The following is a 26,674-nucleotide window of genomic DNA, read 5'->3' on the forward strand; positions in this document are numbered from 1 at the left end:
CCAAGGCCCGCAAAAAGCGATAGTGGAACGGCGGGGATCCGCCTACGGCCAGTCAAGCACCGGGCCTGACAACGCGCGACCGGGCACGAGTCACGATTTGACGGCGTTTCTCGCCGAAGCGCCGGCGTCAGCGCCGCGGCCCCGGCCAGTCCACCCTCGTCGCGGTGCCCGGTTCGCCGGAAAGGTGCGAGTTCGCCGGGAACCTCCGGCGAACTCGAACCGCGCTAGCGCCGCGGGATGTTGCGCAGGTTGCTCCGCGCCATGCTGACGGCCTCACCGGCGCCCCGGTTGAGGACCACCTTGGACATGGCCGTGGCGAAGCCCAGGATCTGGGCGCCCTTGATCTTCGGCGGAAGCGAGAGCGCCTGGGGGTCCGTGATGAGCTCCACCAGCGATGGGCCCGGGTGGGCAAAGGCGTCCCGATAGGCCTGCTCGATCTTGGCCGGGTCCGTGACGCGCTCGGCGTGGAAGCCCAGGGTCCGGGCCACCGCTGCGTAGTTGGCGTCCGGCACGTCGACGCCGAAGTCGGGGAGTCCGTCCACCAGCATTTCGAGTTTCACCATGCCCAGGGTGGAGTTGTTGAAGACCACCACGTTGACCGGGAGCCGGTGCGCGGCGACTGTGATGAGCTCGCCCAGCAGCATGGACAGGCCGCCGTCGCCCGAGACCGAGACCACCTGCCGCCCGGGGTAGGCCACCTGGGCGCCGATCGCGTGCGGCAGCGCGTTCGCCATGGAACCGTGCAGGTAGGAACCGATCAGCCGACGGGTACCGAGGGGGTTAATGTACCGCGCGGTCCAGACGTTGCACATTCCGGTGTCCGCGGTGAAAATGGCGTCCTCCGCCGCCACCTGGTCCAGCAGGGACGCAGCATATTCCGGGTGGATCGGCTCGGTCTTTTCCACTTTGCGGGTGTACGCCCCCACGGCTTTGTTCATGAGCCTGTCGTGCTTCTTCAGCATCTGGTCCAGGAACCGGCGGCTCTTCTTCGCCTCAATCAAGGGCATGAGGGCAGCGAGCGTGGGCAGGATGTCGCCATGCACGGCGACGTCGATGTCGGTCCGCCTGCCCAGTCTCTGCGCGGCCCGGTCCACCTGCGCCGTGCGCGTCCCCGGAAGGAACTGGTCGTACGGGAAGTCCGTGCCGAGCAGGATCAGCAGATCCGCATCTTCGATGCCCTCGGCCGCCGCGCCGTAGCCCAGGAGCCCTGTCATGCCGATGTCGTAGGGGTTCTCGTACTGCATGAAGTCCTTGCCGCGCAGCGAATGGCCGATCGGCGCCTTGATCCGTTCGGCGAGCGCAATGACCTCATCGTGCGCGCCTTCGACCCCCGCACCGGCAAAGATGGCCACCTTGCCGGCGGCGTTGATGGCGTCGGCCAGTTCCTGCACGCTGGCGTGGTCCGGTGTCAGGCTCGCCGGCCGGAATGCCGCAGGGGACGGGGTTTCGGCGGCCGCTTCCAGTCCGGCGATGTCACCGGGAAGGGTGACGACGGCGACCCCGCGGAGCGCGACGGCGTGCTGGATGGCGCTGTGCATCACCCTCGGCGCCTGCTCGGCGGTGCTGATCAGTTCGGAATAGACCGAGCATTCGTTGAAGAGCCGGTCCGGGTGGGTTTCCTGAAAGAAACTGCTGCCGATCTGCTTGCTCGGGATGTGCGAGGCAATGGCCAGGACAGGCGCCCCGGAGCGGTTGGCGTCGTACAGCCCGTTGATCAGGTGCAGGTTGCCGGGCCCGCAGGAGCCTGCGCACACCGCGAGCCGGCCCGTCAGCTGGGCTTCCGCCGCCGCGGCAAACGCCGCGGCCTCCTCGTGCCGGACATGGATCCAGTCAATGCCGCCGTTTTCGGAGCCTCCGGTCTTGCGGACGGCGTCGACAATCGGGTTCAGGCTGTCGCCGACGATCCCATAGATGCGCTGCACGCCGGCAGCCTTGAGTTGTTCGACAAGCTGGGTTGCAAGTTCCTTGGCCATGGGTGCGCACTCCCGCGAGGTGGATCGATGAGCTGACACAGGCCAATATAGTCCGGACCGCTGTCAGCCGCGTCCAGGGAACGCTCCCTCACCTTCCGCAACAGATCGACAAACGCTCCCTCACCTTCCGCAACAGATCCCCGGACGCTCCCTCACCTTCCGCAACAGATCGACAAACGCTCCCTCACCTGGTCTGAGGGAGCGTCTGGCAACTTGTGGCGGGACCTGAGGGAGCATCCCCCAAAAAGCCGCCGGAAGGGAGGGATCGTCAGGCCAAAACGCGCAGGAAGTGAGAGAGGGTCAGTTCCCGGAGTGCGCCTGCAGGAACGAGTAGACCTCGGTTTCGTCCACGCCCGGGAAGGCGCCTGGCGGCATGGCCGCCAGCAAGTGCGAATGCGCCCGCGCCGAGGGCCAGGCGTTGCCCGCCCACTCCGAGGCCAGGGCCGCCGGCGGACGCTTGCAGCAGCTTTCGTCCGGGCAGGTCGATTTGGACCGCTCGGTGGTGTCGCGGCCGCGGAACCACTTCACCTGTGCGTAGGGCACGCCCACGGAGAGGGAAAACTCGCCGTTCGCGGAGCGCTCCGTCCGTGCCGTGCACCAGTAGGTCCCCGCCGGGGTGTCCGTGTACTGGTTGTAGGCGCTGAACTTGTCTGCGACGTCGAAGACCACCCGGGACGTCCAGTTCCGGCAGGAGAACTGGCCCTCGATGGCGCCGGTGTGGTCCTGCGGAAACGTCACGCCGTCGTTCTCATACGCCTTGTAGATGATGCCGCTCTTGTGCGTCTTCTGGAAGTGCGTGCGGATGTCCAAATGCTGGGTGGCGAGATTGGTGAAGCGGTGCGCCGCCGTCTCATAGGACACGGCAAAGGCGTCCCGGATGTCCTCCACGGCGATCTCCTTGGCCTGCTTGGCTTTCTGCAGAAACTCCACGGTGGCCTGCTCCGGCAGCAGGAGCGCCGCGGCGAAGTAGTTCGTCGCCACGCGCTGCATCAGGAAGTCGCCGTAGTTGGTGGGTGTCTGGTGCCCCAATACGTAATGGCCCAGGGCCTGCAGCAGCACCGAACGGGGGTCGTGATCGCTCCGGGCATTTTGTGTGAGATAAATCCGGCGGTTCTTAAGATCCGTCACGGACCGGGTGGAATGCGGCAGGTCGCCCACGTGGTGCAGGCTGAAACCGAGGTGGCCGGCGATGTCCGCGATGACATGGTGCGAGAGCGGGCCGCTCGTGTGGCCCACCGAGGCCAGGACCTTCTGCGCCTCGGCCTCGTACTCCGGGAAGTAGTTGTTCCGTTCGCGCATCATCGCCCGCAGTGCGCCGTTCGCGCGGCGGGCCTCTTCCGGCGTCGCGATCTGCTCGTTGAGCCGGCGCTCGAGCTCGTGCTGCAGGCCCACCATGGACTCCAGCACATCCATCGGAAGCCGCGAGCTGATGCGGATTTTGGGCAGCTTGAGGGACTCGTAGATCGGACTGCGCTGGTAGCGCTCCAGCTCGATTTCGAGGGCCGCGCGGCGGTTTGGCGGTTCCGCGCCGAGGAGTTCGTCGATGCTGACCCCGAGCGCTGCGGCAAGCTGCTGGAGCAGTCCGAGTTTGGGCTCGCGCTTGCCGTTTTCGATCAGGCTCAGTTGGCTCGGTGCTGTCCCGACGGCGGCGCTCAGGTCATCGAGCGTGAGCCCGGCGGCCTTGCGGAGGTGGCGGACGCGGCGGCCCATGCTGATGACGTCGACTTCCGGGGCAGAGGGCAACGACGGTGACGAAGCCGGGCGGTTCCAACTGGCGGGGTGCATTTTTTGAGAATACGTCAAGAAGTGCGGTTCTTTCCACACTCTTGCTCTGGAAAGACCCTTGAAAGTACAGAAAAGTAGGTCTTACGGAAAGATTCACTACCCGGGGATCCACCTGCCAGGCCCGCAGAGACGCAGGCCGGCCGGCCCCGGACCCCACCAAGGAGACAAAGATGACTGCAGCATTTGAGCCCACCCAGCAGCCGTCCGTGCAGGACACGGCAAGCGAGCAGGCCGCCGCCCTGGAGCTCGAGTGGGCCGCCGACCCGCGCTGGGAAGGTGTCACCCGGGACTACAAGGCTTCCGACGTCGTCCGCCTCCGCGGCCGTGTCTCCGAAGAACACACGCTGGCCCGGCGCGGCTCCGAGAAGCTGTGGAAGCAGCTCACCGAAGAGCACAGCACCGGCAACTACACGAACGCCCTCGGCGCGCTGACCGGCAACCAGGCCGTGCAGCAGGTCAAGGCGGGCCTCCGTGCCATCTATCTTTCCGGCTGGCAGGTCGCCGCCGACGCGAACAACTCCGGCCACACCTACCCCGACCAGTCGCTCTACCCGGCCAACTCCGTCCCGACCGTGGTGCGCCGCATCAACAACGCCCTGCTCCGCGCGGACCAGATCGAGTTCTCCGAAGGCATCCAGACTGTCGAGGACTGGATGGTCCCGATCGTGGCCGACGCCGAGGCCGGCTTCGGCGGCCCGCTGAACGCCTACGAGCTCATGAAGTCGATGATCCAGGCCGGCGCCGCGGGCGTGCACTGGGAAGACCAGCTCGCCTCGGAGAAAAAGTGCGGCCACCTCGGCGGCAAGGTCCTGATCCCCACCCAGCAGCACGTGCGGACGCTGAACGCGGCCCGCCTCGCCGCCGACGTCGCCGGCACGCCGTCGGTCATCATCGCCCGCACCGACGCGGAAGCAGCCACCCTGATCACCTCCGACGTCGACGAGCGGGACCAGGAATTCATCCTCCGCGAAGGCGGACAGCCGGTCCGCACCCCGGAAGGCTTCTACAAGGTCCGCAACGGGATCGAACCCTGCATCGCCCGCGCCAAGGCCTACGCCCCGTACTCCGACCTCATCTGGATGGAGACCGGCACGCCGGACCTGGAGCTTGCCCGCAAATTCGCCGAATCCGTCAAGGCCGAGTTCCCGGACCAGATGCTCTCCTACAACTGCTCGCCGTCGTTCAACTGGCGCAAGCACCTCGATGACGCCACAATCGCGAAGTTCCAGCGCGAACTCGGCGCCATGGGCTTCACGTTCCAGTTCATCACCCTGGCCGGCTTCCACGCCCTGAACTACTCGATGTTCGACCTGGCCCACGGCTACGCCCGGCACGGCATGAGCGCCTACGTCGAGCTGCAGGAGAAGGAATTCGCCTCCGAAGCCCGCGGCTACACTGCTACCAAGCACCAGCGCGAGGTCGGTACCGGCTACTTCGACGACATCGCGACCGCGCTCAACCCGAACGCGTCCACTTTGGCCCTGGTGGGATCCACCGAAGAAGGCCAGTTCCACTAACACTTAGCGTTCGACGGCGGTCCTTGCGTCCGGCCTTCGGACCGGTAATGCTCTGCCTGCTCTTCCCCGCGTCGGGGGCCTGACCTCGCTGAGCGAGGACAGGCCCCCGGCACAGGGCCCTTTTACGCAGGCTGCCGCATCACCGGCACCTTCGGCCTCGCGCGCACGTCTCCGACCGCCGTCGAACTTCCTTCTTCTCTAAGGAGATTTGAAATGAACAGCTTCACTGACAGCTTCACTATCAATGGGATTACCTTGACCGCGCAGCCCATTTGCCGGCAGAGCGAGGTTCTCACTCCGGACGCGCTGGCGTTTGTGGCCAAGCTGCACAGGGCCACGGCGGATCGGCGCCTGGAACTGCTGCAGGGCCGCCGGGAGCGGCGCCAGCAGATCGCCAAGGGCCACGATCCGCGGTTCCTGCGTGAAACCGAAACAGTCCGCAACGATCCGAACTGGCGCGTCGCTCCCCCGGCCCCGGGGCTGGAGGACCGCCGCGTGGAGATCACCGGCCCGGTGGACAAGAAGATGACGATCAATGCGCTGAATTCCGGCGCGAAGGTCTGGCTCGCGGACATGGAAGACTCCTCCACACCGTCGTGGCGCAACGTCATCCAGGGCCAGCTGAACCTGACCGACGCGCTGGAGCGGCGGATCGATTTCACGTCCCCGGAGGGCAAGGAGTACAAGCTCCGCGCCGCCGAGGACCTGCCCACGATCGTGGTCCGTCCCCGCGGCTGGCACCTGCCCGAAAAGCACATGCTCATCGACGGCACCCCTATCGCCGGCGGGATCGTGGACTTCGGCCTGTACTTCTTCCACAACGCCCGCCGCCTGATCGCCCAGGGCAAGGGGCCGTACTTCTACCTGCCGAAGATCGAGAACCACCTCGAGGCCCGGTTGTGGAACGACATCTTCATCCTGGCCCAGGACCTGCTCGGCATCCCGCAGGGCACTATCCGCGCGACCGTGCTGATCGAGACCATCACCGCCGCGTTCGAGATGGAAGAGATCCTCTACGAGCTCCGCGACCACGCCGCGGGCCTGAACGCCGGCCGCTGGGACTACATCTTCTCCCTGATCAAGAACTTCCGCACCCGCGGGCCGCGCTTCGTGCTCCCGGACCGCGGCCAGGTCACCATGACGCAGCCGTTCATGCGGGCCTACACCGAGCAGCTCGTCCGGGCCTGCCACAAGCGCGGCGCCATGGCGATCGGCGGTATGGCCGCGGCTGTCCCCAACCGCAAGGACGCCGAAGCTAACGCGATCGCCATCGAAAAGGTCCGCGCAGACAAGACCCGTGAGGCCGGCGACGGCTTTGACGGCTCGTGGGTGGCGCACCCGGACCTGGTTCCGGTCTGCCGCGAGGTGTTCGACGGCGTCCTCGGCGGCCGTCCGAACCAGCTCGACCGCCTCCGCGAGGACGTCACTCCCGACGACCGTGCGCTCCTCGACATCGCCTCGACCACCGGCACCATCACCGAACAGGGCATCCGGAACAACATCGAGGTCGGCATCCGCTACATCGAGTCCTGGCTGCGCGGCAACGGCGCCGTGGCCATCCACAACCTGATGGAGGACGCCGCCACCGCTGAGATCTCCCGTTCGCAGCTGTGGCAGTGGATCTTCTCCCGGGCCATCACGGACGACGGCGACGTCGTCACCCGCGAGTGGGCGGAGGACATGCTCGACGAGGAGTTCGCGAAACTGGAACGCTTCGAAGGCGACCGTTTCGCCGACGCGCGGGACATCTTCGAGGAGGTTACGCTCGGCAACGAGTTCCCGGCCTTCCTGACGCTGCCGGCCTACGACCGGTTCCTTCATGAGGCCCGCGACGGCGCCGACACCGCCAACGAGGACCCCGCGCTCATCCCGGCATAACCGCGCGGCCAAGCCGGCCCGTACAGATTTCCGTCTGCTGGGCTGCCATGCCCTTCGCAACAGGCACCCCGAGATCCGGGCGGCAGCCCAGCGACGGAACACCCTCACCATCGACAACGGAGTCGACATGACAGCCCAGGCCCAGCTTCCCTCCGGAACCTGGGCCTGGGCTGTCATACCGGCGAATGCGGGGCCGCCTCAGTGGGCCTTCGGCACGTGGCGCAGGGACAGGGAGGTGCCGAGGATAAACGCGGCCACAGACCCCAGGATCAGCAGCAGCGCTCCGGTCCAGGAGCCGGAAACCCCGTGCACGTAACCCAGCAGCGTCGGCGCTGCGGCCCCGAAGCAGTACCCGGCCCCCTGGACGACGGCGGACATCCGGCCTGCCGAGGCCTGGTCCCGGGCCAGCCGGATGATGGCGATGAAGATGAGGGTGATGCCGCCGCCCTGGGCGATTCCGCCGAACGAGGACCACAGCCACCACAGCTCCGGGGCCAGCAGCAGGCCCACGGGCACGGTGAGCCACAAGAGCCCGAGGGTGAGGCCCGCCGTCGTCGTGTTGGCGAAGCGGGCCGCGAACGGGACCCCCAGCCCGCCGGCAATGGCAAAAATCTGGAAGAGCGAGGACCCTGCCCCGGCGGCTGAAGGCGCCATGCCGAGCTCGTCGGACAGGAGGCTGGGCAGCCAGGCGGTCACGCCGTAGTAGGAAAACGCCTGGCCCGCGAACCCGGCCGTGAGGCCCGCCGTTATCCATCGCGACGCCGGCTTGCCGGCGGGTCGCGCCGGATCCGTCCCGGGCACGGCCTCTGGTACGAAGGCGCGGCGGCGGACGGCGAGGCCCCAGACTGCGGCAGCCGCGAGCGCGAAAATACCGCACGCCGCGATGGCAGGGCGCCAGCCCAGGAGCTCTGCCAGCGGTGCGGAGACCATGGAGGTCGCGAAGGATCCGACGTTCAGCGCCGCGGTGTAGATTCCCATGGCCGTTCCCTGGCGGGCGGGCGCGAAGTCCCTGCGGATGATCAGCGGGACAACAATGTTGCCGATGGTGATGGCGACGCCGAGAATCACTGTCCCAAGCATGACGAGGGCGCCCCCGCCCGCCGATCGGACCACCACGCCCAGGAGCACGCCGAGCAGGGTCAGCGTGACCGCGAACTCCGGGCCGAGCTTTCGCCCGGCAAGGGAGGCCAGCGGCGCGGCCAAAGCGAAGCAGAGCACCGGGATGCCGGTCAGGAAGCCCAGCTCCACCGGCGAGAATCCGAGATCGTGCTGCATCTGGCCGACCACCGGCGCCACGGCGACAAAGGGGCCCCTCATGTTCAGGGCGATGAGCGCGATAGAGACCAGCAGGATCCAGCCGCGCGGCGCTTTCACGAGAATGTTGGCGCTCATGTGTGCCGCGGCTCGGCCGGCGGGCAAAAATACGGTTTCATCAGTCCCATTGCTATCACGGGCCCGTCACCGCTGCCGGACGGTGACCGAAATGCGACTCCCTACGTATGGTCACCTAGGGTCCACGCCGCGAGGGCGCTGCCGGCACGGACCCCCACACCCGCGCCGGGAAGCTTCCCTGGCGGCGCCTCCCTTGACGTGCCTTCCAGCCGGGGCCGCTACTTGACGGCACCGGCGGTGAGCCCGGCGACGAAATTGCGCTGCAGAAGCAGGAAGCCGACCACGACCGGGACACTGACTACCAGCGATGCGGCCATGATCTGGTTCCAGTAGACGTTCGTCTGTGTGGAATACAGCTGCAGGCCGACGGCCAAGGTCCGGTTGGCGTCTGTGGTCATGACGGAGGCGAAGAGCACTTCACCCCACGAGGTCATGAAGCTGTAGATGGCGACGGCCACCAGTCCTGGCCTCGCGGCCGGAAGCACTACGCGCCACAGGGCGCCCATCGGCCCGCACCCGTCCACCTTGGCGGCTTCGTCCAGATCCCGCGGGATTCCGTCAAGGTAGCCCGCCAGCATCCAGATGGAGAACGGCAGGGAGAACGTCAGGTACGTGATCACCAGGCCGGCACGGGTGCCGACCAGCTGGATTCCCACGGCCGAGTTGATGTTCACGAAAATCAGGAACAGCGGCAGCAGGAAGAGCACACCCGGGAACATCTGCGTCGACAGTACCGTGGTGGAAAAGACAGTCCGCCCCAGGAAGCGGTAGCGGGAGATCGCATAGGCGGCAAAGACCGCGATAATCAGGCTCAGGGTGGTCGCGGCTCCGGCCACGATGACACTGTTGACGAAATACGATGCCAGCGGCACCGTCTTCCACATGTCAATGAACGGGGCGAAGGTCACCGAGGTCGGCCACCAGGTGAAGGCGCCCTGAACGTCGGCCAGGGGCTTCATGGCTGAGGTGACCATGACATAAACGGGCACCACCGTGAAGACGGTCAGAAGTGCAACGACGATGATCCGGAACACCTTGGATCCGCTGGTTTCACGCACGCTTGGACCTCCGGTTCAAAACAAGTAGGTAGATTCCGCTGACCAGCAACAGAAACAGCAGCAGCATCACGGACATGGCCGCGCCCGAGCCGAAGTTCCAGGTAAGGAACGAGGCGTTGTAGATGTGGAAGGAGATCAGGTCCCCCGCAGGCGGCTGGGCATTGCCGAACAGCACGAAGGGTGTGTTGAAGTCGTTGAACGTCCACAGGAACATGACCAGGAGCAGCACCATGTTCACCGGCCGGACCATCGGCAGCGTAATGGAGCGCCACTGCCGGAAGGGCTTGGCCCCGTCAACGGCGGACGCTTCGTAGACATCGGTGGGAATGGACTGGAGCCCGGCCATCAGCATCAGGAACGCGAAGGGCCAGAGCCGCCAGATGGCGACCACGACGACGGCGACGAAGGAGTTGTCGCCGATCAGCCAGAACGGCTTGTCCCCGCCCAGATGAAGGTTGTCATAGATGAAGTGGTTGACCGCGCCGGTGTCCTTTTGCAGCATGAACTTCCAGGCGATGATGCCGGCGTACATGGGCAGGGCATAAGGCACCAGGAAGAGTGTGCGGAAGAAGCCCTGGCCGCGGAATTTGCCCTGGAGGGCCACGGCCGCCGCCATGCCAAGGGTCCAGGAGATGCCAACCACCAGGACAGTGAAGGCACAGGTGACCAGGAAGGACTGCAGCAAGGCCGACCCGACGGCGCCATTGAAGTCCAAGGCAACCTGGTAATTCTTCAGGCCGGTGACGGGCGCATTGCCCCAATTGGAGATAAATGCCTTGGTCAATTTGAGGAAGCTCATCCAAATACCGGTCACCATGGGGATGACGTGGATGACCAGTTCGAAGACGATGGCCGGCGCCAGCAGGGCGTAGGGCAGCCACCAGCCGGACGGGCGCGGCCGGCGTTGCTTGGGCTCGGACTTCGGAGGGGTCTCGGTAGTGACAGGGGGTGCCGTTGCAGCAGCCACGGGAACTGACCTTTCTGTAGGTGCGGGCGACCGGACGGGTGGTGCCGGGGGTTGCCGGCACCACCCGGTGGCGTCAGCCGGCGGCTGCGACCTGCTGCTCCGCCGTTTTCATCGCGGTGCGGATGTCATCAGTGCTGACGGTTCCGCCGGAGGCAATCTTGGCGAACATCTGGTTCATTGCCTTGCCGACGGTGCTTTCGAACTGGTCCTCGGCGGGTACCAGGGGAAGCGGCTTGGCCTTGCTGGCGTAGATATCCGCAAAGGTTTTCGCTTCATCCGCGTTGTCGGTGAAGTTTGGCGTGGCCGCATTGAGCACGGGCAGCGCCGAGAACGGCTTGTCGAGGGCCGTCTGCGTCTCCGCGCTGGTCATGAAGTTCACGAACTTGAGGGCGGCGTCCTTGTTTTTCGTATTCTTGAAGATGGACAGGTTGATGCCGGCAACGTGGCTGGCCGTCTGGGCCTTGGCGTCCGAGGGCGCCGGGAACGGAACAACCCCGTACTTGTCGCTCGTCATGCCGTTGGCGACGATGGAGTTGTCGGCATTGTTCTGGTTCAGGATCATGGCTACCTTGCCGGTGGCAAAGTCGTTGACTGCCTTGGTCCCGTTGTCGTACTGGGCATTGCCGATGTTGACAACCTTGTCCTTCTGCATCAGGTCGAGGTACCGCTCGATCCCGCTGACCACGCCGTCGGAGGAGAACGTCGGTTTGCCGTCCTTGTCGAAGAGATCCGCGCCGTTCTGGGCTGCGTTAATGAAGGCGAAGTGGGCATTTTCGGTGTAGCTGCCTGCGGCCAGCGCAAAACCGTACTTATCGCCGCTGGTGAGCTTCTTGGCGTCGGTGACCAGGTCCTCCCAGTTGTTGGGGGGCGTCAGACCGGCAGCGGTGAACATGGCCTTGTTGTAGTACAGCCCGTAGGCCAACCCATAGACGGGAACCGACGTCGGATCCTGGCCGGCTACCCCGCCGGTGTCCATGGCGGTCTTGACGAACTTGTCCTTACCGCCGATGGCCTTGAACGCCGCGTCGTCGAAGGGCATGAAGGCCCCGGTGGACTGCAGGGAAGCCGCCCACGTGTTGCCGATGTTGACGACGTCGGGCGCCTGGCCTGAGGTGACGGCCGTCTGGATGCGCGTCTGCAGATCGTTCCAGCCGATGACCTCCAGGTTGACCTTGATCCCGGTCTGCTTGGTGAAGTTCTCCAGTTGCGGTGTCAGGACCTGCTTGTCATTGTCCAGGCTGGTGCCCTGGTTGCTGGCCCAGTACGTAATGGTTCCGCCCGATCCGGAAGCGTCCGAACCGGAGGAAGAGGAGGAAGAAGAGTTGCTGTTGCCGCCGCAGGCGGTCGTCGTCAGCGCTAGGGCCGCGATAGCAGCAGTAGCAGCAAGGGTACGAATTTTCACTTCATGACTTCCTTGTCTGAGATTCGCAATGCACATCGAGAGTCCGGCCTCCGGACTTTCCACAAAACTAGTGGAACTTATGTTGATGGTCAATCAAAAGTTCAATCTCAGCTGGTGGAATTTTTTCGGGGATTCCCCGCAGGCCCGGCCCAGGGTTGGTTAAGCCTTTTCGAGGAGGGCTTCGATAGTTGCAGGGGAGAGAATGTCATCAACGACCATGCGGCTCGCACCAAGCACGCCGGCCTGGTCGGCTGCCATCGACTGGACGATGCGCAGGCGGGCAGTAGCCAGCGGCAGGGAACGCTGGTAGACCACCTCGCGGACGCCCGCCAGGAGGTATTCCCCGCCTGCAGCCAACCCGCCGCCGATAACGATCACGGAGGGGTTGAGCAGGTTTACGCACGTTGCCAGCACGTCCCCCACGTCGCGGCCGGCCTGGCGCATGGCCTGGACGGCCTTGACATTGCCGCGGCGGGCAAGCTCGAGTACATCCTCGCCGGTTTCGGCGTGCACTCCCTCGGCGGTCAGGGCGGCGGCCACTGCGGGTCCGGAGGCCAGCGCCTCCAGGCATCCGTAGTTGCCGCACCGGCAAAGAAGGCCCTCCCCGCGCGGCACCCGGACGTGTCCGATGTCGCCGGCGGTGCCGTCAGCGCCGCGCTGCAGCAGGCCGCCACTGATGATACCGGCCCCGATTCCGGTGGCGACTTTGATGAAGAGCAGGCTGTCGACGTCGGGCCAATAGAAGGCCCGCTCCCCCAGCGCCATGATGTTCACGTCATTGTCGACGGCGACGTGGGTATCAAAACTGCGCTGGATATAGTGCGGGACGTCGAAGCCGTCCCAGCCCGGCATGATGGGGGGATTGGCCGGTTTCCCGCTGGAGTGTTCCACAGGTCCCGGCAGTCCGATCCCGATGCCGGCAAGCTCGCGTGCATCCCGGCCGGTCCGGGCCAGCAGCGTGCGGCAGAGTTTCACGACACGGTCAAGGACTGCCTGCGGCCCGGCGGAGATCTCGATGTCCACCCTGGACTCGGCGAGGACCCGGCCGCTCAGGTCGGTGGCCGCGACAAGGATGTGCGTGGCGCCGACGTCTACGGCCATGACTATGCGCGCGGAGGGCTGGAAGGCGAAGCGCGACGGCGGACGCCCGCCGGAGGAAAACGCCTCACCGGCCGGACCAATGAGGCCCAATGACATGAGCGCGTCAACACGGGCAGCGATGGTTGACCTTGCCAGGCCGGTCATGTCGGCGAGTTCAGCGCGCGTGCGTGCCCGGCCGTCGCGCAGGAGCTGGAAAAGCTCCCCCGTTCGCGACTGGCCGCCCGCCGGCGCGGCAGACGCGGGAATGCGGGAGGACTGCAGCTCGGAGACGGGCGGAGTTGACATGGATCAATGTAAGCATGACGGGCTTATTCCTGTCACAATCTCTATTGGTGGCTGACCACGCGCAACTTTTGCTTGACTGTCGACAAAAGCTGTCCTAGCTTTACTGGTGCGGCGGTTCGCAACAATCATTCGCTGCGCACGAGCCAGCAACTGCCGGGATCGGCCTTAGGCCGAAAGCATCTACGCCAGGAGAACCTGTGACTTACTCCCTTCAGCTTTACACCGTTCGCGGCCCCTTGGAAGAAGATCTGGAAGGCACGGTCAAACGCGTGGCCGAACTGGGCTTCACCGCGGTGGAGCCGTACAACTTCGTGGCCACGGCCGACGCCCTGGCGGCCGCCCTGAGCGCGAACGGGCTCACGGCCCCCTCTGGCCATGCCCCCCTGCTCCGCGCCGACCAGGACGAAATCTTCCAGGCCGCGCAGAAGCTTGGCATCGGAACGGTCATCGACCCGCACGTCGACAGCGCCCGGTGGACCACAGAGGCCGACATCAAGGAGACGGCGAAGGCGCTCAACGCGGCAGCCGCCAAGGGCGCTGAATACGGCATCGCCGTCGGCTACCACAACCACGAGTTCGAGCTGGAAAACCGGATCAACGGCCGATCTGCGCTGGAAGTGCTGGCAGAGAATTTGGATCCCCAGGTGGTGCTCGAGGTGGACACCTACTGGGCCGCCGTCGGCGGAGAAGAGCCGGTCGCACTGCTCGAACGGCTCGGTGACCGGGTGAAGTTCATCCACATCAAGGACGGCCCGTTAACCAAGGTGGACAAAGACCAGGTTGCCGTCGGCGCCGGCAGGATGCCGATCCGGGAGATCATCGCTGCCGCCAAGAGCCTCGAAGCCGGGGTCGTGGAACTGGACGATTTCACCGGAGACATCTTCGACGCCGTCGGCGATTCATTGACGTACCTGAAGGCAGGGAAGTAATGGCAACGGCAAGCTCTCCGCGGACCGGTCCCGTCGGCGTCGCCATCATTGGCGCCGGAGTCATCAGCAAGGAATACCTAAGCAACCTCACGAGCTTCCCGGACGTGACGGTCCACGTCGTGGCCGACATGTTCGAAGAGGCCGCTGCATCGCGCGCCGCAGAATTCGGCATTCCCGCCTCCGGCGGCGTCCAGGCTGCCCTGACCCACCCCGACGTCGAAATCGTCGTCAACCTGACCACGCCGGCAGCCCACGTGGAAGTTGCCACCGCTGCCGTCACCGCCGGGAAGCACGTCTGGAGCGAGAAGCCCTTCTCGCTTGACCGGGACAGTGGCCTCGCACTGCTTAAAGCCGCTGACGCCGCAGGTGTCCGCTTGGGCTGCGCACCGGACACGTTTTTGGGTGCCGGCCTGCAGACAGCCCTGCGGATAATCGCCGAAGGCGGCATCGGCGTTCCGCTGACCGCGTTGACGCTGATGCAGTCCCCGGGCCCGGAATCCTGGCACCCGAATCCTGCCTTCCTGTTCCAGGAGGGTGCGGGACCGCTCTTCGATATCGGGCCCTACTACCTGACAACGCTCGTCCAGACCTTTGGCCCGATCGCCAAGGTGGCGGCCTTCGGATCCACCTCCCGGCAGAAGCGCATCATTGGTTCCGGCCCCAAGGCCGGCGAGGAATTCGACGTCACCGTGCCGAGCCACGTCAGCGCGATCGCCCAGTTCGCAGGAGGCGAGTCATCCCAGAGCATCTTCAGCTTTGACTCCAACCTGCAGCGGGCCGGTTTTGTCGAGGTCAACGGGACCGAGGCGACCATTGCCTTCCCCGATCCGAATATGTTCGACGGCGATATTCTGCTGACGCGCCGCGGCGCGGAGGCGCCGGAGGTCATAGCAGCCGTCGGTTCGAAGTCCTCCCGCGGCACCGGTGTGCTGGAAATGGCCCGTGCCATCCGGGCCGGCGTTCCGCACCGCGCCCAGGGGCAGATGGCCTACCACGTGCTCGACGCCATGGTGTCGATCGCCGAATCCATCGAAACCGGGACGTTCATTGACCTGGCCAGTACTGCGTCGGCGGCTCCCCCGCTGCCCGCCGACTGGGACCCTACCGCCGCTACCCTCTAGGATGCCCCCGATGCTGGATCACACGGCCGCCCCTGGCCCTTCACCCCTGGGGGTGGCCATGATCGGCTACGCCTTCATGGGCAAGGCCCACTCAAACGCGTGGCGGAACGTGGCCAGCTACTTCGAGGTTCCGGCCTTCGAACAGAAGGTCCTCGTCGGCCGCGACCCCGTCGGGGTCGCGGCCGCCGCCGCAGAGTACGGCTGGGCAGAGGCGGCCACGGACTGGCGGGACGTGATCGCCCGGGACGACATCGACATCGTCGACATCTGCGCCCCTGGCTGGTTGCACGCCGAGATCGCCACCGCAGCCCTGGCCGCGGGCAAACATGTCCTGGTCGAAAAGCCCTTAGCCAATACCCTGGCCGAAGCCGAAGCCATGGTCGAGGCCGCACAGGCTGCCCGCGACCGCGGCGTGCAGTCCATGGTGGGTTACACCTACCGGCGCGTACCTGCGCTGGCACTGGCAAGGGAACTGATCAGCGAGGGCCGTTTGGGCACCATCCGGCAGGTGCGCGCCAGCTATCTCCAGGACTGGCTGGCCGACGGGCAGGCGCCGATGACATGGCGGCTGCGCAAGGAGTCAGCCGGGTCCGGGGCGCTGGGGGACATCGCCTCGCACGCTGTGGACCAGATCCAGTTCCTCCTGGGCGACACGGTTACAGAAGTCTCCGGCCGGCTGCACACGTTCACCACGGAACGCCCCGGGCCCGCCGGCCCGGAGCCCGTGACGGTCGACGACGCCGCCTGGGCCACCCTGTCCCTGGCCGGGGGCGCCGTGGCCAGCGTCGAGGTCTCCCGTGTCGCGCTCGGAAAGAAGAATTCCCTGTCGATTGAGATTTATGGCAGCCGCGGCGCGCTCCACTTCGATCTGGAGACCATCAATGAGCTCCAGTTCCTTGACGGCACGGCACCCGTCCGCGAACAGGGATTCCGCCGCATTCTCGTGACCGAGCCCGAGCACCCCTACGTCAGCGCATGGTGGCCGCAGGGACACGTGCTCGGCTGGGAACACGCCTTCACCCACCAGGCTCGGGAGTTTCTCGTGGCGATCGGCAGCGGAACCCAGCCCTCGCCGTCGTTCGAGGAGGGGCTGGCTGTCCAGCGTATTCTGGCCGCGGTTCAGGAGAGCGCGGCAGCGAAGAGCTCCACTATCCAGCTGGCAGCGTCCCCCGCGCCCGCCCCCATGACCGAAGGAGCCTGACATGCCCCGCCCGTACACCTTGTTCACCGGCCAGTGGGCCGACCTCCCCTTCGAGGAAGTCGCGCGCCTGGCGTCCGGCTGGGGCTACGACGGCCTGGAAATCGCCGTCTCCGGCGACCACCTGGACGCGTGGCGCTGGGACGAGCCCGGCTACGTCGAGTCCAAACTCGACGTACTCGAGAAGTACAACCTCAAGGTCTGGGCCATCTCCAATCACCTCAAGGGCCAGGCCGTCTGCGATGACCCGATCGATTTCCGGCACGAGGCGATCGTCGGGACCAGGGTCTGGGGCGACGGCGACCCCGAAGGCGTCCGCACCCGGGCCGCCGAGGAAATGAAACTCACCGCACGGCTCGCCAAGGCCCTCGGCGTGGACACCGTGGTCGGCTTCACGGGCTCCTCGATCTGGCAGTACGTCGCGATGTTCCCGCCCGTCCCGGAGAAGGTGATCGAGGCCGGCTACCAGGACTTCGCCAACCGGTGGAACCCCATCCTGGACGTCTTTGACGAGTGCGGGGTCCGCTTCGCCCACGAGGTCCACCCCTCCGAGATCGCCTACGACTACTGGACCACCGTCCGCACCCTCGAGGCCATCGGCCACCGCGAAGCGTTCGGGCTGAACTGGGATCCCTCCCATTTCATGTGGCAGGGCATCGACCCGGTCTCGTTCATCTGGGATTTCAAGGACCGGATCTACCACGTGGACTGCAAGGACACCAAGCTCCGGCCCACCGGCAGGAACACCGTGCTGGGCTCGCACCTGCCCTGGGGCGACCCCCGCCGAGGCTGGGACTTCGTCTCGGCAGGCCGCGGCGACGTCCCCTGGGAATCCTCGTTCCGTGCCCTGACCGCGATCGGCTACGACGGCCCCATCAGCATCGAATGGGAGGATGCCGGCATGGACCGGCTCCACGGCGCCCCTGAAGCCCTGGCCGCGCTCAAGTGGTTCGATTTCCCGGCGTCGAACACCTCCTTCGACGCCGCGTTCAAGCAGTAGCTTCACGAAGCATGCGCCCATCCCCGCTACGGGTCCGGACACGGTCGGCGGAAACGGTCCGGCGCGCCGCCGTCAGGAGTCGCCATGTCGAATGACCCGGAGAGCACTGCCTCAACAGGACCTGCTGCGGAACCAGCATTGGCGCCATATGCGGCCGCGGTGCGGATTCTCATGCCCGGCCAGCGCTGCGAGGTCTGGGTCGCGTCCGTCACGACTGGTTCGCGGGAGCTGATCTTCGCTACAGACGGCCTGCTCCTGGAGGCACCGAACTGGACCCATGACGACGGCGCGCTCGTCCTCAATGGCGCGGGCGCATTGTGGCGGCTGGACCTCCGCACGTGCTCGCTCGGCCGGGTGCCCCTCGCCGGCATCCCCGCCCTGAACAATGATCACGTGCTCGCGCCCGACGGCCTGATCTACCTCTCGGCCAACGACGGCCATATCTACCGGTCGGTGCTCCAGGGCGGTCCGGCAACGCGGATCACAGCAGAGGACGGTATGCTCCATTTCCTTCACGGCGTGAGCCCCGACGGACGTGAGCTGGCGTACGTGGGCATCGAGGCCGGCAATTCCGGACACCCGGGCCGGATCATGACCATGCCGGCCAGCGGGGGCGCCTCCGCACACATCGACGTCGGGCCCGGGCACTGCGATGGCCCGGAGTATTCACCGGACGGTGAGTGGCTTTACCTCAACACGGAAGCCTTCACCAGCCAGCCCGGGCACGCCCAGATCGGACGCGTGCGCCCGGACGGAAGCGGCCTTGAACGCCTGATCGAGAGCGAAACGGTGGACTGGTTCCCGCACATCTCACCCGACGGGCGTTTCGCGTGCTACCTCCGGTTCCCGCCCGGGACCATCGGCCACCCCGCCGGCCTGTCCGTGGAAATCGTCGCGGTCTCAGCGACGGACTGGACCATGCCGCTCCACTCCTGGCCCCTGTTTGGCGGGCAGGGAACTCTCAATGTCAACAGCTGGTCCCCCGGCTCGACCCGGTTCGCGTACGTTGCCTACCCCGTCGGCTGACGCTGCGGTCCACGGGGACTCCCCTTTGCGCAGCGGAATCCGGCGCAAGCGGGCGTCCGCCGCCGAAAGGACGCCTGCCGCGACAAGGCTTCACGGATCGAACGCGGCCCTGCAGCGGACTAGGGTTCTCTGCATGACCCACGTGATCAGGACGGCAACCTCGGACGACGCCGGCAGGCTGGCAGCGCTGGCGGCCGCCACCTTTCCGCTGGCCTGCCCGCCCGGTTCACCCCCGGAGGACATCGCGGCGCACGTCGCGAACACGCTCAGCGCGGACAACTTCCGCACCCACCTGGCAGATCCGGATGTCACGGTGCTCGTGATCGACGCCGACGGCGAGCTCTGCGGATACAGCCTGTTGGTGGACCGGGCCGCCCAGGACCCGGACGCTGCCGCGGCGCTGACCCTGCTGCCCTCTGTCGAACTCAGCAAATGCTACGTCCACCCGGATCACCACGGTCTCGGCGCCGCAGCCGGGCTCATGCACGCCAGCGTCAGCGCGGGGTCGGCCACCGGCGCCCAAGGACTCTGGCTGGGTGTGAACAGCCAGAACGCCCGGGCCATCCGGTTCTACGAGAAATCTGGCTTCCGCCGGGTCGGCACCAGGTCTTTCCGTCTGGGCCACACGGTGGAACACGACTTCGTCATGGAACTCGCCCTCCCCGCTCCGCGGGAGTGATGAACCAGTCAGCCAGCCGGGGAATGCCACGGCAGGGGCGCGGGTTGTCGCCAGCATGAAGATTGAGATCTGGTCCGACGTGGCCTGCCCCTGGTGCTACATCGGCAAGCGCCGCTTTGAAACCGCCCTTGCAGACTTCCCGCATCGTGAATCCGTCGAGGTGCAGTGGCGCAGCTACCAGTTGGACCCTGCCCTTCCGGAGCACTACGAAGGGACCGAACTGGAATACCTGAGCACCCGCAAGGGCATGGCTCCGGCCCAGGTCTCGCAGATGTTCGAGCACGTGGCGGCCCAGGCCGCCGCCGAGGGGCTTAACTACCGCTTCGACGACGTCGTGGTGGCCAACAGCTTCACCGCCCACCGCCTGATCCACCTCGCCGCCGCCCACGGGAAGCAGGACGCCGCCAAGGAGCGCCTGCTCAGCGACCACTTCGAGCGGGGCTTGGACATCGGCGGCCGGGAGTACCTGACGGGGCTGGGCCTGGATCTCGGAATCGACGCCGGCGAACTGGCCGAGCTCTTCAGCACCGATAAGTACGCCGATGCCGTCCGGCACGATTTCGCGGAGGGCCGGGCCCTGGGCATCAGCGGCGTCCCGTTTTTCGTGATCGACCGGAAGTTCGGCCTCTCCGGCGCCCAGCCGGCTGAGACGTTCACGGCAGCCCTCGAGCAGGCGTGGCAGGACAGCCACCCGCTGGCCATGGTGAGCGCAGGCGAAGGATCCGATGCGGATGCCGCCGCCTGCGGCCCCGACGGCTGCAGCGTCTGAGCCCCGCCGTCTGAGCCCCGATCCCGTCGAATTCGCCGGAAGCGTCCGAATTCGCGGGAAGTTTCCGGCGACCCCGAAGGATTCCGGCGAACTCGCGGCCCTCACGGCGGTCCCCGGCCTAGAGTGAGTCATGGATACTTCGGCCGGACCGAACGGACCCCGGACTTCCCTTTTTACGGACCACTATGAGCTGACGATGTTCCAGGCGGCTCTGCGCTCCGGGGCGGCACGCCGCCGGTCCGTGTTCCAGGCCTTCGCCCGGGGGCTGCCGGCTGGCCGCCGGTACGGGATCGTGGCCGGGACGGGCCGGCTCCTTGAGGGCATCGCGGACTTCCGTTTCAATCAGGACGACCTCGATTTCCTGGCCGGGACCGGAGTCGTGCTTGAGGACACGCTGGAGCACCTGGCCGATTTCCGGTTCTCCGGCGACATCTGGGGCTATCCGGAGGGCGAGGCGTACTTCCCGCACTCCCCCGTCCTGATCGTCGAATCGACGTTCGCGGAGGCCTGCGTTTTGGAAACCTATGTCCTGTCGGTACTGAATCATGACAGCGCTATCGCGTCGGCTGCGTCCCGGATGATCAGTGCCGCCGACGGCAGGCCCTGCATTGAGATGGGATCCCGCCGCACGCACGAGGAAGCGGCCGCCGCGGCGGCCCGCGCGGCCGTGATCGCCGGCTTTGCCGGGACGTCCAACCTGGCCGCCGGGCGGCGGTACGGGCTACGGACCGTCGGCACCGCGGCCCATTCCTTCACGCTGGTCCATGACTCCGAGCGCGACGCCTTCGCGGCGCAGCTGGCCTCGCTGGGGTCCGGCACCACGCTGCTTGTGGACACATACGACGTCGAAACGGCCATCCGCACCGCTGTCGACCTCGCGGGAGACGGACTCGGGGCTGTCCGGCTGGACTCCGGAGACCTCGTGGCCCAGGCGCGGTGGGTCCGCGAACTCCTGGACAGCCTCGGCAACATGCATACCAGGATCGTGGTGACCTCGGACCTGGACGAGTTCTCCGTTGCCGCGCTCCGGTCCGCCCCTGCCGATTCCTACGGCATCGGCACATCGCTGGTGACCGGTTCGGGGGCGCCCACGGCCGGCATGATCTACAAGCTGGTGAGTCGTGCCGATGACTCCGGTGAGCTGGTTGCCGTGGCGAAGACCTCGAAGGACAAGATCAATGTGGGCGGCCGCAAGTTTGCGGTGCGCCGCCTTGATGACGGCGGGACCGCCACCCACGAGGTCCTCGGCGTGGGCCACCCGCCAACGGGCGGCAGGATCGGTCGTCCCCTTCTGCAGCAGTTCATGAAGGACGGCGAAATTCTGCCCGGCTGGACCGGGCCGGAAGCGGTGGGGCGGGCGCGGGAGCGGCACACGCTTTCCATGGCGGAGCTGCCCCGGGTGGTCGACCGGCTGCAACCCGGCGAGCCGGCCATCCCGACCATCTATGAGTGACGTGTCATGGCGAGGCGCTTCGTGATGTGTTGCTGGTTGCGCCCGGCGCCCGCCCTGCGGACCGCAATCGTGGAGTCCACGGACACCGTCCAATCGATCTCCCCGGCGGCGTCGGCCTGGGTCAGCAGGACGGCGTGGATCCGGTACCGGTAGGCGATGCCCTCCACGACCTGGCGGTGGTTCCGGAACGGGCGGCCGCGCTGGCCGTCGGGGCTGGGCAGCAACGGCTCAACGCGGGCCTTTTATCGCGTCTGGGCGAGAAAACCTTAAGCCGCGGATGGTTGTGACAGTGCGCGACCCACCTGTGCGGGGGACAGGCGGCTCGGACATTTTCACCAGGACGGTCGCCGCGGCCCGTGGCCGGGCGAAGGCTTTGCGCAGGTTTGTCCATTGTTTGGACGTGTCGCTTGCCCGGTGTCAGGGAAATGATTGAAGCTACTCCGGTGATCCCACGGGAGAACACCGGCAGGATTGGGGGCCGGGTGCTGAAAGGACCCGAAATGGTTTGGCCGACGCCCGGAGCAACGGCGCAAGGGGAGTGTTAATGGCTGGGATGTTCGAGCTTTTTCTGGATGCGGATTCCCGCTACAGGTTCAGGTTGTCCGCGCGTGATGGGGCCGTCATTGCGGTCTCGCGTGGTTTCGCGGACAAACCTGCTGCGGTGGCGGGGATCCGGGACGCGCGTGAATGCGCCGGAACGGCCCTGATCGCAGATCTGAGCCCCCGGGTCGGCACTGCCGCACCGGGCCGGGGCGAGCGTGAGGGAGCAGTGCCCGTGGACGGGCCCCCTGCTGCCGCGATCACGGACCTGAAAGCCGCGTCCGGGCCGGAAGTGGCGGAGTACGCCCCGGATGCGCTGCTGGTCATCGGCGGGACGGGGGCGATCACGTACCTCAATGCCGCCGCGGAGACCCTGTTCGGGTACCGGAAGGAGTGGCTGCTGGGCCGGCACTACAGGACGGTCGTCCCGGGCCGGTTCCAGGGACACAACGAAGGGATCAGGGAGGCGTTCGAGTCCGATACCCGGATGCGCCAGGTGGGTGCGGATCTGGATCTGTTCGGGTTGCGACGGGACGGGACGGAATTCCCGATGGAGGTCAACCTTGCGCCGCTGACTGGTCCCGGGCAGTCCGGGATCGTGGCTTCGATCCGGGACGTGACCGAACGCAAACGCAGCGACACGGCCCTGCGCGAGGCGCTCTCCCTGGTCACGGCAACGCTGGAGTCCACGGCAGACGGGATCCTGGTCGTGACCGCCGACGGGAGGATCGCCGGGGCGAACGAACGGTTCGCGGCCATGTGGGGCATCCCGGCGGAGCTTCTGAACTCCGGCGATGACGGAAAAGTCATGGGCTTCGTCCTGGACCAGCTGACCGACCCGCATGCCTTTATGGCAAAGGTCCAGGAGCTCTACGCCGACCCCGGAGCCGAGAGTCTGGACCTGTTGCACTTCAGTGACGGCCGGACCTTCGAAAGGTATTCCCGGCCGCAGCGGGTGGCCGAGGCCGTCGTCGGGCGGGTCTGGAGCTTCCGGGATATCACCGAACGAGTCCGGGCCCAGAACCAGGCCCGGACGGCCGTATCCGGTCTTGCCCGGCAGGCCGAGGAGCTGAAACTTCTAGCCTTCCGCGACCACCTGACCGGACTGGCGAACCGGGCACTGTTCCTCGAACGCCTCGAGGAGGCGCTGGTCGGCGGGGACCGTTCGCGCATCCACGTCCTGCTCCTGGACTTGGACGACTTCAAGGAAGTCAACGATGTCCTGGGCCACCAGGCCGGAGATGAAATGCTCATTGAGGCCGGTCGGCGCCTCGGACGCTCCGTGGGCCCGGCCGATACAGTGGCACGGCTCGGAGGGGACGAATTCGTCATCCTCCTGCCCTCCACGGACGACCCCGCCACGGTGGCCGCACGTGCCGTGGCAGCGTTGAATGTGCCCTTTGCCCTGCAGGGCCGCGAACTCCACCCCAGCATCAGTCTCGGGGTGACCAGCGCCGACGCCCGGTCCCAGGCCACGGACCTGCTGCGCCGTGCAGACATCGCCATGTACGCGGCAAAGACGGCGGGAAAGAACTGCTACGTGTGCTTCCATCCGGACATGATGACCACGCTGCTGGCCCGCACCGATCTGGAGACCGGTCTCCGCACCGCCGTCGAACGCGGCGAGATCACCGTCCACTACCAGCCCGTCGTCAGCGGTGCCGACGCCACCGTCAACCAGGTCGAAGCCCTGGTCCGCTGGGTCCGTCCCGACAGGATCATTTCGCCCCTGGACTTCATCCCGGCCGCGGAAAGCACCGGGCTGATCAACGCTATCGGCCAGGAGGTCCTGACCCAGACCTGCACCCGGCTCAAGTCCTGGCTGGGACAGGACGGGAAGCGCTCCGTGGCCGTGAACGTTTCGTCCGTGCAGCTTCGGGCGCCCGGCTACGCCCGGACCGTCTTGGACACCCTGGCCGCAGCCGGGATCCGGGCGGGCCAGCTGATCCTGGAAGTCACCGAAAGTGTCTTCATGGACCCCGCACCGCATATCACCGCCCAACTGACGCTACTGCGCGGCCACGGAATCCGGGTTGCCCTGGATGACTTTGGCACCGGCTACTCCTCCCTCGGTCGCCTCCAGGAACTCCCCGTGGACATCCTCAAGATCGACCAGTCCTTCGTCTCCGTCATCATCACAGGGGACGAGGACCTGCCGATCCTCGATTCCATGACCTCGATGGCACACAACCTCGGACTCCACATCACCGCAGAGGGAGTCGAAACCCCCGCCCAGGCCCGCCGCCTGCTGCGCCTGGGCTGCGACTCCCTTCAGGGCTACCTTTTCTCCCGACCCGTCCCGCCACAGGACCTCCCGGCTGCCGAAGAGCACGCCGCGGACCGCTTCCTTGAAATCGACTCAGAGGCACCTAAAACCGCCGCGGAACCAAGCCGCTGAAGCGGACTGGACCCGGCTGCGCTCCGCAGGTCAGGGTCCGGGCCTCCGCGCCGCGGTCCAGCCCGGACCCGTCAGGCGCACGTCCGGCCCCCGGCATCCAGGACACTGGGCGTCGACCCCCGGGTGTAACAAGAAGACGTGGCCAGAGGACGGTGGCGGTTGCTCGCGCCGATACCGGCCAGCATGAGCAGCATCGGATGCCCGTCGTGACGGTTCGTGGACGCCGGGTCTGTTGAGGGGCCGGCCCGTCCGGCTCGGCGGTGAGGATAAGGCGTGAGCGGGCACGACCCCCAAGGAAGTCATACGCCTAAGCGGTTTCGTTCAGTCAGGATGCACACCGCCGCACACGAGGAATGCTACGGTCACCTGTTCCCCCCGGCGCTGTTCGCCGCCCGCCGGGACAGCATCAGGGAACGCATAGACCAACGCGGTCCTTTCCTGGCCAGCGAAGATCCCCGGCTCGTAGCTCATGATAAGGCCGGCGAGGTGGTGGGGCTGGCAGATGCCGGCCCGGCACGGGACCCGGATATGACGGGCGTCCCGGAGCTCTACAGGATCTATACCTTGAACCGTACCCACGGTTCGGGTCTCGGCACCCGGCTCAGGGAAACCGCCATCGGCGACACCCCGGCATACCTCTGGGTACTCGAGGACAACCCCAGGCCCGCTGCGAAGCGTCAAGCTCCTTCTGGGCTTTGGCTCCAAGGAATGCCGCGGCAGCGTCCAGATGGGGGCCACCGGTTATGACATCCAGGCGGGGTCGGACGCCGGTCAGCGCGGCATGGCCGGACAGCGGGACGGCCTGCCGGCACATGGTGTGCAGGCAGGCCGTCAATATTTGAACGCTTTGTACTTTGTTAGTCTCCGGTGCGGGCGTTGGACTCGCCGGAGCCATCCCGCGGTGAGGAGTGGAAGAGTTCCTCGAAGGTGCCCGATGTGGTGGGTGTGCAGGTGTTGGCGAGGCATCCGAGGTGCCACATGTGCTCGATGGTGGAGAGCAGGGTGTAGTGATCGGAGACCTGGTTGGTCGTCTTGTGCGGGCCGTCGGCTGAGTTAATCACGATCATGGGGGCGTGACCGCCGCCGAGGACGGCGCCGTTCTGCCCGACCGGGCTGCCCGGGCCGCCGGTGGATCCTGAGTAGTCGTTCTCATCCCAGGCCAGGACGATGCTGGACTTGGTCGTCTTCCACGTCGGGGAATCCATGATCTGCTGAACGGTCTGCTTGACGTAGCTGTCGCCAAGCTGGATCGCGCCGTGGTCCAGGCCGGAGGCCGGGTAGCCGCACTGTGGCATCCCGACGGTGGCCGCCCCCGAGGGGGAGACTCCGTGCATGTCGTGGCACTAGTTCGGGCTGATCCAGACGAAGTTCGGCACCTTTCCGCTGGCCAGGTCGGTCTTGAGGTTGTTCTCCTGGGGCACGATGTTCTGCAGGCGCGGGCTGCCCGGGTAGTTGATGTCCGAGAAGTACATGAACGGGTTGTGCTTCTGCGCGTACAGATTGACAGTGCCCGAGCCGGTCGTGGGGGCGTACTCGACCTGGGAGCCGACGCTGGGAAGGCTCTCCATGTACGCCTTCCAGCTCAGGCCCTTGTTCTCGAGCTGGTCAACAATGTTCTTTCCCGAGAACATGTGCGGGGTGGACGAGGCGCTGGCGACCTGTGCCGGGGTGAGGCTCCCGGTGACCGCCGTGTCACTGGAGCCGGGAACGAACTCTTCGGGGGCGCACTTTACATTCGCGCCGGCTTTGCAGTCATCCCAGATGCCCTGGTTGCTTCCCGAAATGGTGGCCAGGTAGTTGGGCAGGCTCGGGTGCGTGACGCCGTGGTAGTTCGTCGCGGTGTTGTAGCGCTGGGCGAGGGTATTGATGTGTGGGGCGTCGGCGATGTTGCCGATGACCTGGTCGTAGCCGTGGTTCTCCATCATGATGACGAAAACGTGGTCAGGACCGTTCGCCCCCTGCCCGCCGTCCTTCCCGTTGATCTGCCCGTCCCCCTGCTTGTTGGCCTGGACGACGGTGCCGGACGTTGTTTGCGCGTCCGCGGGTGCAGCCGCACCGACGGCTGCGAATCCGGTGAACGCGACGGTGGCAGCCAAAGCTGTTGCGCCTGCCCTCCGGCTCTTGAGCATGCTGAGCACTGAAGAATCCTTTCGTGTTGCGCCCCGGAGGGCGCCTGTTTCGCGGGTATTGCAGCAAGGTAAGG

General features: G+C 66.3%; 19 protein-coding genes and 1 pseudogene. 11 read left to right on the forward strand and 9 right to left on the reverse strand.

Features of this window, described 5'->3' with window-relative positions:
- Nucleotides 1-224: 224 nt before the first annotated feature.
- Both AC1DCZ_RS02005 and AC1DCZ_RS02010 read right to left on the reverse strand, forming a co-directional pair.
- Nucleotides 225-1,973, reverse strand: coding sequence for a pyruvate dehydrogenase (locus AC1DCZ_RS02005; protein WP_476973184.1), 1,749 nt, complete (start codon nucleotides 1,971-1,973; stop codon nucleotides 225-227).
- A 300-nt stretch (nucleotides 1,974-2,273) separates the two neighbouring features.
- A complete protein-coding gene (locus AC1DCZ_RS02010; RefSeq protein ID WP_476973185.1) occupies nucleotides 2,274-3,758 on the reverse strand; it encodes a helix-turn-helix domain-containing protein in 1,485 nt (494 codons plus the stop codon).
- A 170-nt stretch (nucleotides 3,759-3,928) separates the two neighbouring features.
- Between AC1DCZ_RS02010 and aceA the strand changes: the two genes are divergently transcribed.
- Together aceA and aceB are read left to right on the forward strand one after the other, a co-directional pair.
- Nucleotides 3,929-5,275: an isocitrate lyase gene (aceA, locus tag AC1DCZ_RS02015; RefSeq protein ID WP_476973186.1), complete on the forward strand. Its 1,347-nt coding sequence runs from the start codon at nucleotides 3,929-3,931 to the stop codon at nucleotides 5,273-5,275.
- Nucleotides 5,276-5,488: 213 nt separating this feature from the next.
- The gene (aceB, locus tag AC1DCZ_RS02020; RefSeq protein ID WP_476973187.1) at nucleotides 5,489-7,153 is read left to right on the forward strand and encodes a malate synthase A; all 1,665 of its coding nucleotides are present in this window, start codon (nucleotides 5,489-5,491) and stop codon (nucleotides 7,151-7,153) included.
- A 198-nt stretch (nucleotides 7,154-7,351) separates the two neighbouring features.
- Here the strand turns inward: aceB and AC1DCZ_RS02025 are convergent, their stop codons facing one another.
- The 5 genes from AC1DCZ_RS02025 to AC1DCZ_RS02045 form a co-directional block, all read right to left on the reverse strand.
- A complete protein-coding gene (locus AC1DCZ_RS02025) occupies nucleotides 7,352-8,545 on the reverse strand; it encodes an MFS transporter (protein WP_476973188.1) in 1,194 nt (397 codons plus the stop codon).
- A 218-nt stretch (nucleotides 8,546-8,763) separates the two neighbouring features.
- Nucleotides 8,764-9,603, reverse strand: a complete 840-nt coding sequence (locus AC1DCZ_RS02030) for a carbohydrate ABC transporter permease (protein ID WP_476973189.1) — start codon at nucleotides 9,601-9,603, stop codon at nucleotides 8,764-8,766.
- A complete protein-coding gene (locus AC1DCZ_RS02035; protein WP_476973190.1) occupies nucleotides 9,596-10,570 on the reverse strand; it encodes a carbohydrate ABC transporter permease in 975 nt (324 codons plus the stop codon). Before AC1DCZ_RS02035 ends, AC1DCZ_RS02030 begins: the two co-directional genes overlap by 8 nt.
- A gap of 73 nt (nucleotides 10,571-10,643) precedes the next feature.
- Entirely contained in the window at nucleotides 10,644-11,972 is a 1,329-nt protein-coding gene (locus tag AC1DCZ_RS02040) for an ABC transporter substrate-binding protein (RefSeq protein ID WP_476973191.1), read from the reverse strand.
- Nucleotides 11,973-12,131: 159 nt separating this feature from the next.
- Nucleotides 12,132-13,358: an ROK family transcriptional regulator gene (locus tag AC1DCZ_RS02045; RefSeq protein WP_476973192.1), complete on the reverse strand. Its 1,227-nt coding sequence runs from the start codon at nucleotides 13,356-13,358 to the stop codon at nucleotides 12,132-12,134.
- 197 nt (nucleotides 13,359-13,555) lie between these two features.
- Here AC1DCZ_RS02045 and AC1DCZ_RS02050 point away from each other — a divergent pair, with 197 nt between their 5' ends.
- The 8 genes from AC1DCZ_RS02050 to AC1DCZ_RS02085 all read left to right on the forward strand — a co-directional run bounded on the left by AC1DCZ_RS02050 (nucleotide 13,556) and on the right by AC1DCZ_RS02085 (nucleotide 21,533).
- A complete protein-coding gene (locus tag AC1DCZ_RS02050) occupies nucleotides 13,556-14,287 on the forward strand; it encodes a sugar phosphate isomerase/epimerase family protein (RefSeq protein ID WP_476973193.1) in 732 nt (243 codons plus the stop codon).
- Complete coding sequence (locus tag AC1DCZ_RS02055; protein ID WP_476973194.1) at nucleotides 14,287-15,408, forward strand: Gfo/Idh/MocA family protein; 1,122 nt, start codon at nucleotides 14,287-14,289, stop codon at nucleotides 15,406-15,408. The genes AC1DCZ_RS02050 and AC1DCZ_RS02055 overlap by 1 nt, the downstream gene beginning before the upstream one ends.
- 10 nt (nucleotides 15,409-15,418) lie before the next feature.
- Complete coding sequence (locus AC1DCZ_RS02060) at nucleotides 15,419-16,609, forward strand: Gfo/Idh/MocA family protein (RefSeq protein ID WP_476973195.1); 1,191 nt, start codon at nucleotides 15,419-15,421, stop codon at nucleotides 16,607-16,609.
- Nucleotide 16,610: 1 nt separating this feature from the next.
- Complete coding sequence (locus AC1DCZ_RS02065) at nucleotides 16,611-17,606, forward strand: sugar phosphate isomerase/epimerase family protein (protein WP_476973196.1); 996 nt, start codon at nucleotides 16,611-16,613, stop codon at nucleotides 17,604-17,606.
- A 171-nt stretch (nucleotides 17,607-17,777) separates the two neighbouring features.
- The gene (locus AC1DCZ_RS02070; protein ID WP_476973310.1) at nucleotides 17,778-18,632 is read left to right on the forward strand and encodes a TolB family protein; all 855 of its coding nucleotides are present in this window, start codon (nucleotides 17,778-17,780) and stop codon (nucleotides 18,630-18,632) included.
- A gap of 133 nt (nucleotides 18,633-18,765) precedes the next feature.
- Nucleotides 18,766-19,311, forward strand: coding sequence for a GNAT family N-acetyltransferase (locus AC1DCZ_RS02075; RefSeq protein WP_476973197.1), 546 nt, complete (start codon nucleotides 18,766-18,768; stop codon nucleotides 19,309-19,311).
- A 55-nt stretch (nucleotides 19,312-19,366) separates the two neighbouring features.
- Nucleotides 19,367-20,080 (forward strand): DsbA family oxidoreductase, encoded by a 714-nt coding sequence (locus tag AC1DCZ_RS02080; RefSeq protein ID WP_476973198.1) that lies wholly within the window; start codon nucleotides 19,367-19,369, stop codon nucleotides 20,078-20,080.
- Between the two features lie 130 nt (nucleotides 20,081-20,210).
- Nucleotides 20,211-21,533, forward strand: a complete 1,323-nt coding sequence (locus AC1DCZ_RS02085) for a nicotinate phosphoribosyltransferase (RefSeq protein WP_476973199.1) — start codon at nucleotides 20,211-20,213, stop codon at nucleotides 21,531-21,533.
- Here AC1DCZ_RS02085 and AC1DCZ_RS02090 read toward each other — a convergent pair.
- Nucleotides 21,524-21,757: a hypothetical protein gene (locus AC1DCZ_RS02090; RefSeq protein ID WP_476973200.1), complete on the reverse strand. Its 234-nt coding sequence runs from the start codon at nucleotides 21,755-21,757 to the stop codon at nucleotides 21,524-21,526. The genes AC1DCZ_RS02085 and AC1DCZ_RS02090 overlap by 10 nt on opposite strands.
- 320 nt (nucleotides 21,758-22,077) lie before the next feature.
- On the opposite strand from AC1DCZ_RS02090, the gene AC1DCZ_RS02095 reads away from it, so the two are divergent.
- Nucleotides 22,078-24,471: an EAL domain-containing protein gene (locus AC1DCZ_RS02095; RefSeq protein WP_476973201.1), complete on the forward strand. Its 2,394-nt coding sequence runs from the start codon at nucleotides 22,078-22,080 to the stop codon at nucleotides 24,469-24,471.
- Nucleotides 24,472-25,328: 857 nt separating this feature from the next.
- On the opposite strand, the pseudogene AC1DCZ_RS02100 reads toward AC1DCZ_RS02095, so the two are convergent.
- Nucleotides 25,329-26,600, reverse strand: a pseudogene (locus tag AC1DCZ_RS02100) (alkaline phosphatase family protein).
- Between the last annotated feature and the right edge of the window lie 74 nt (nucleotides 26,601-26,674).

The organism is Arthrobacter sp. 10N418 (genome assembly GCF_056394725.1).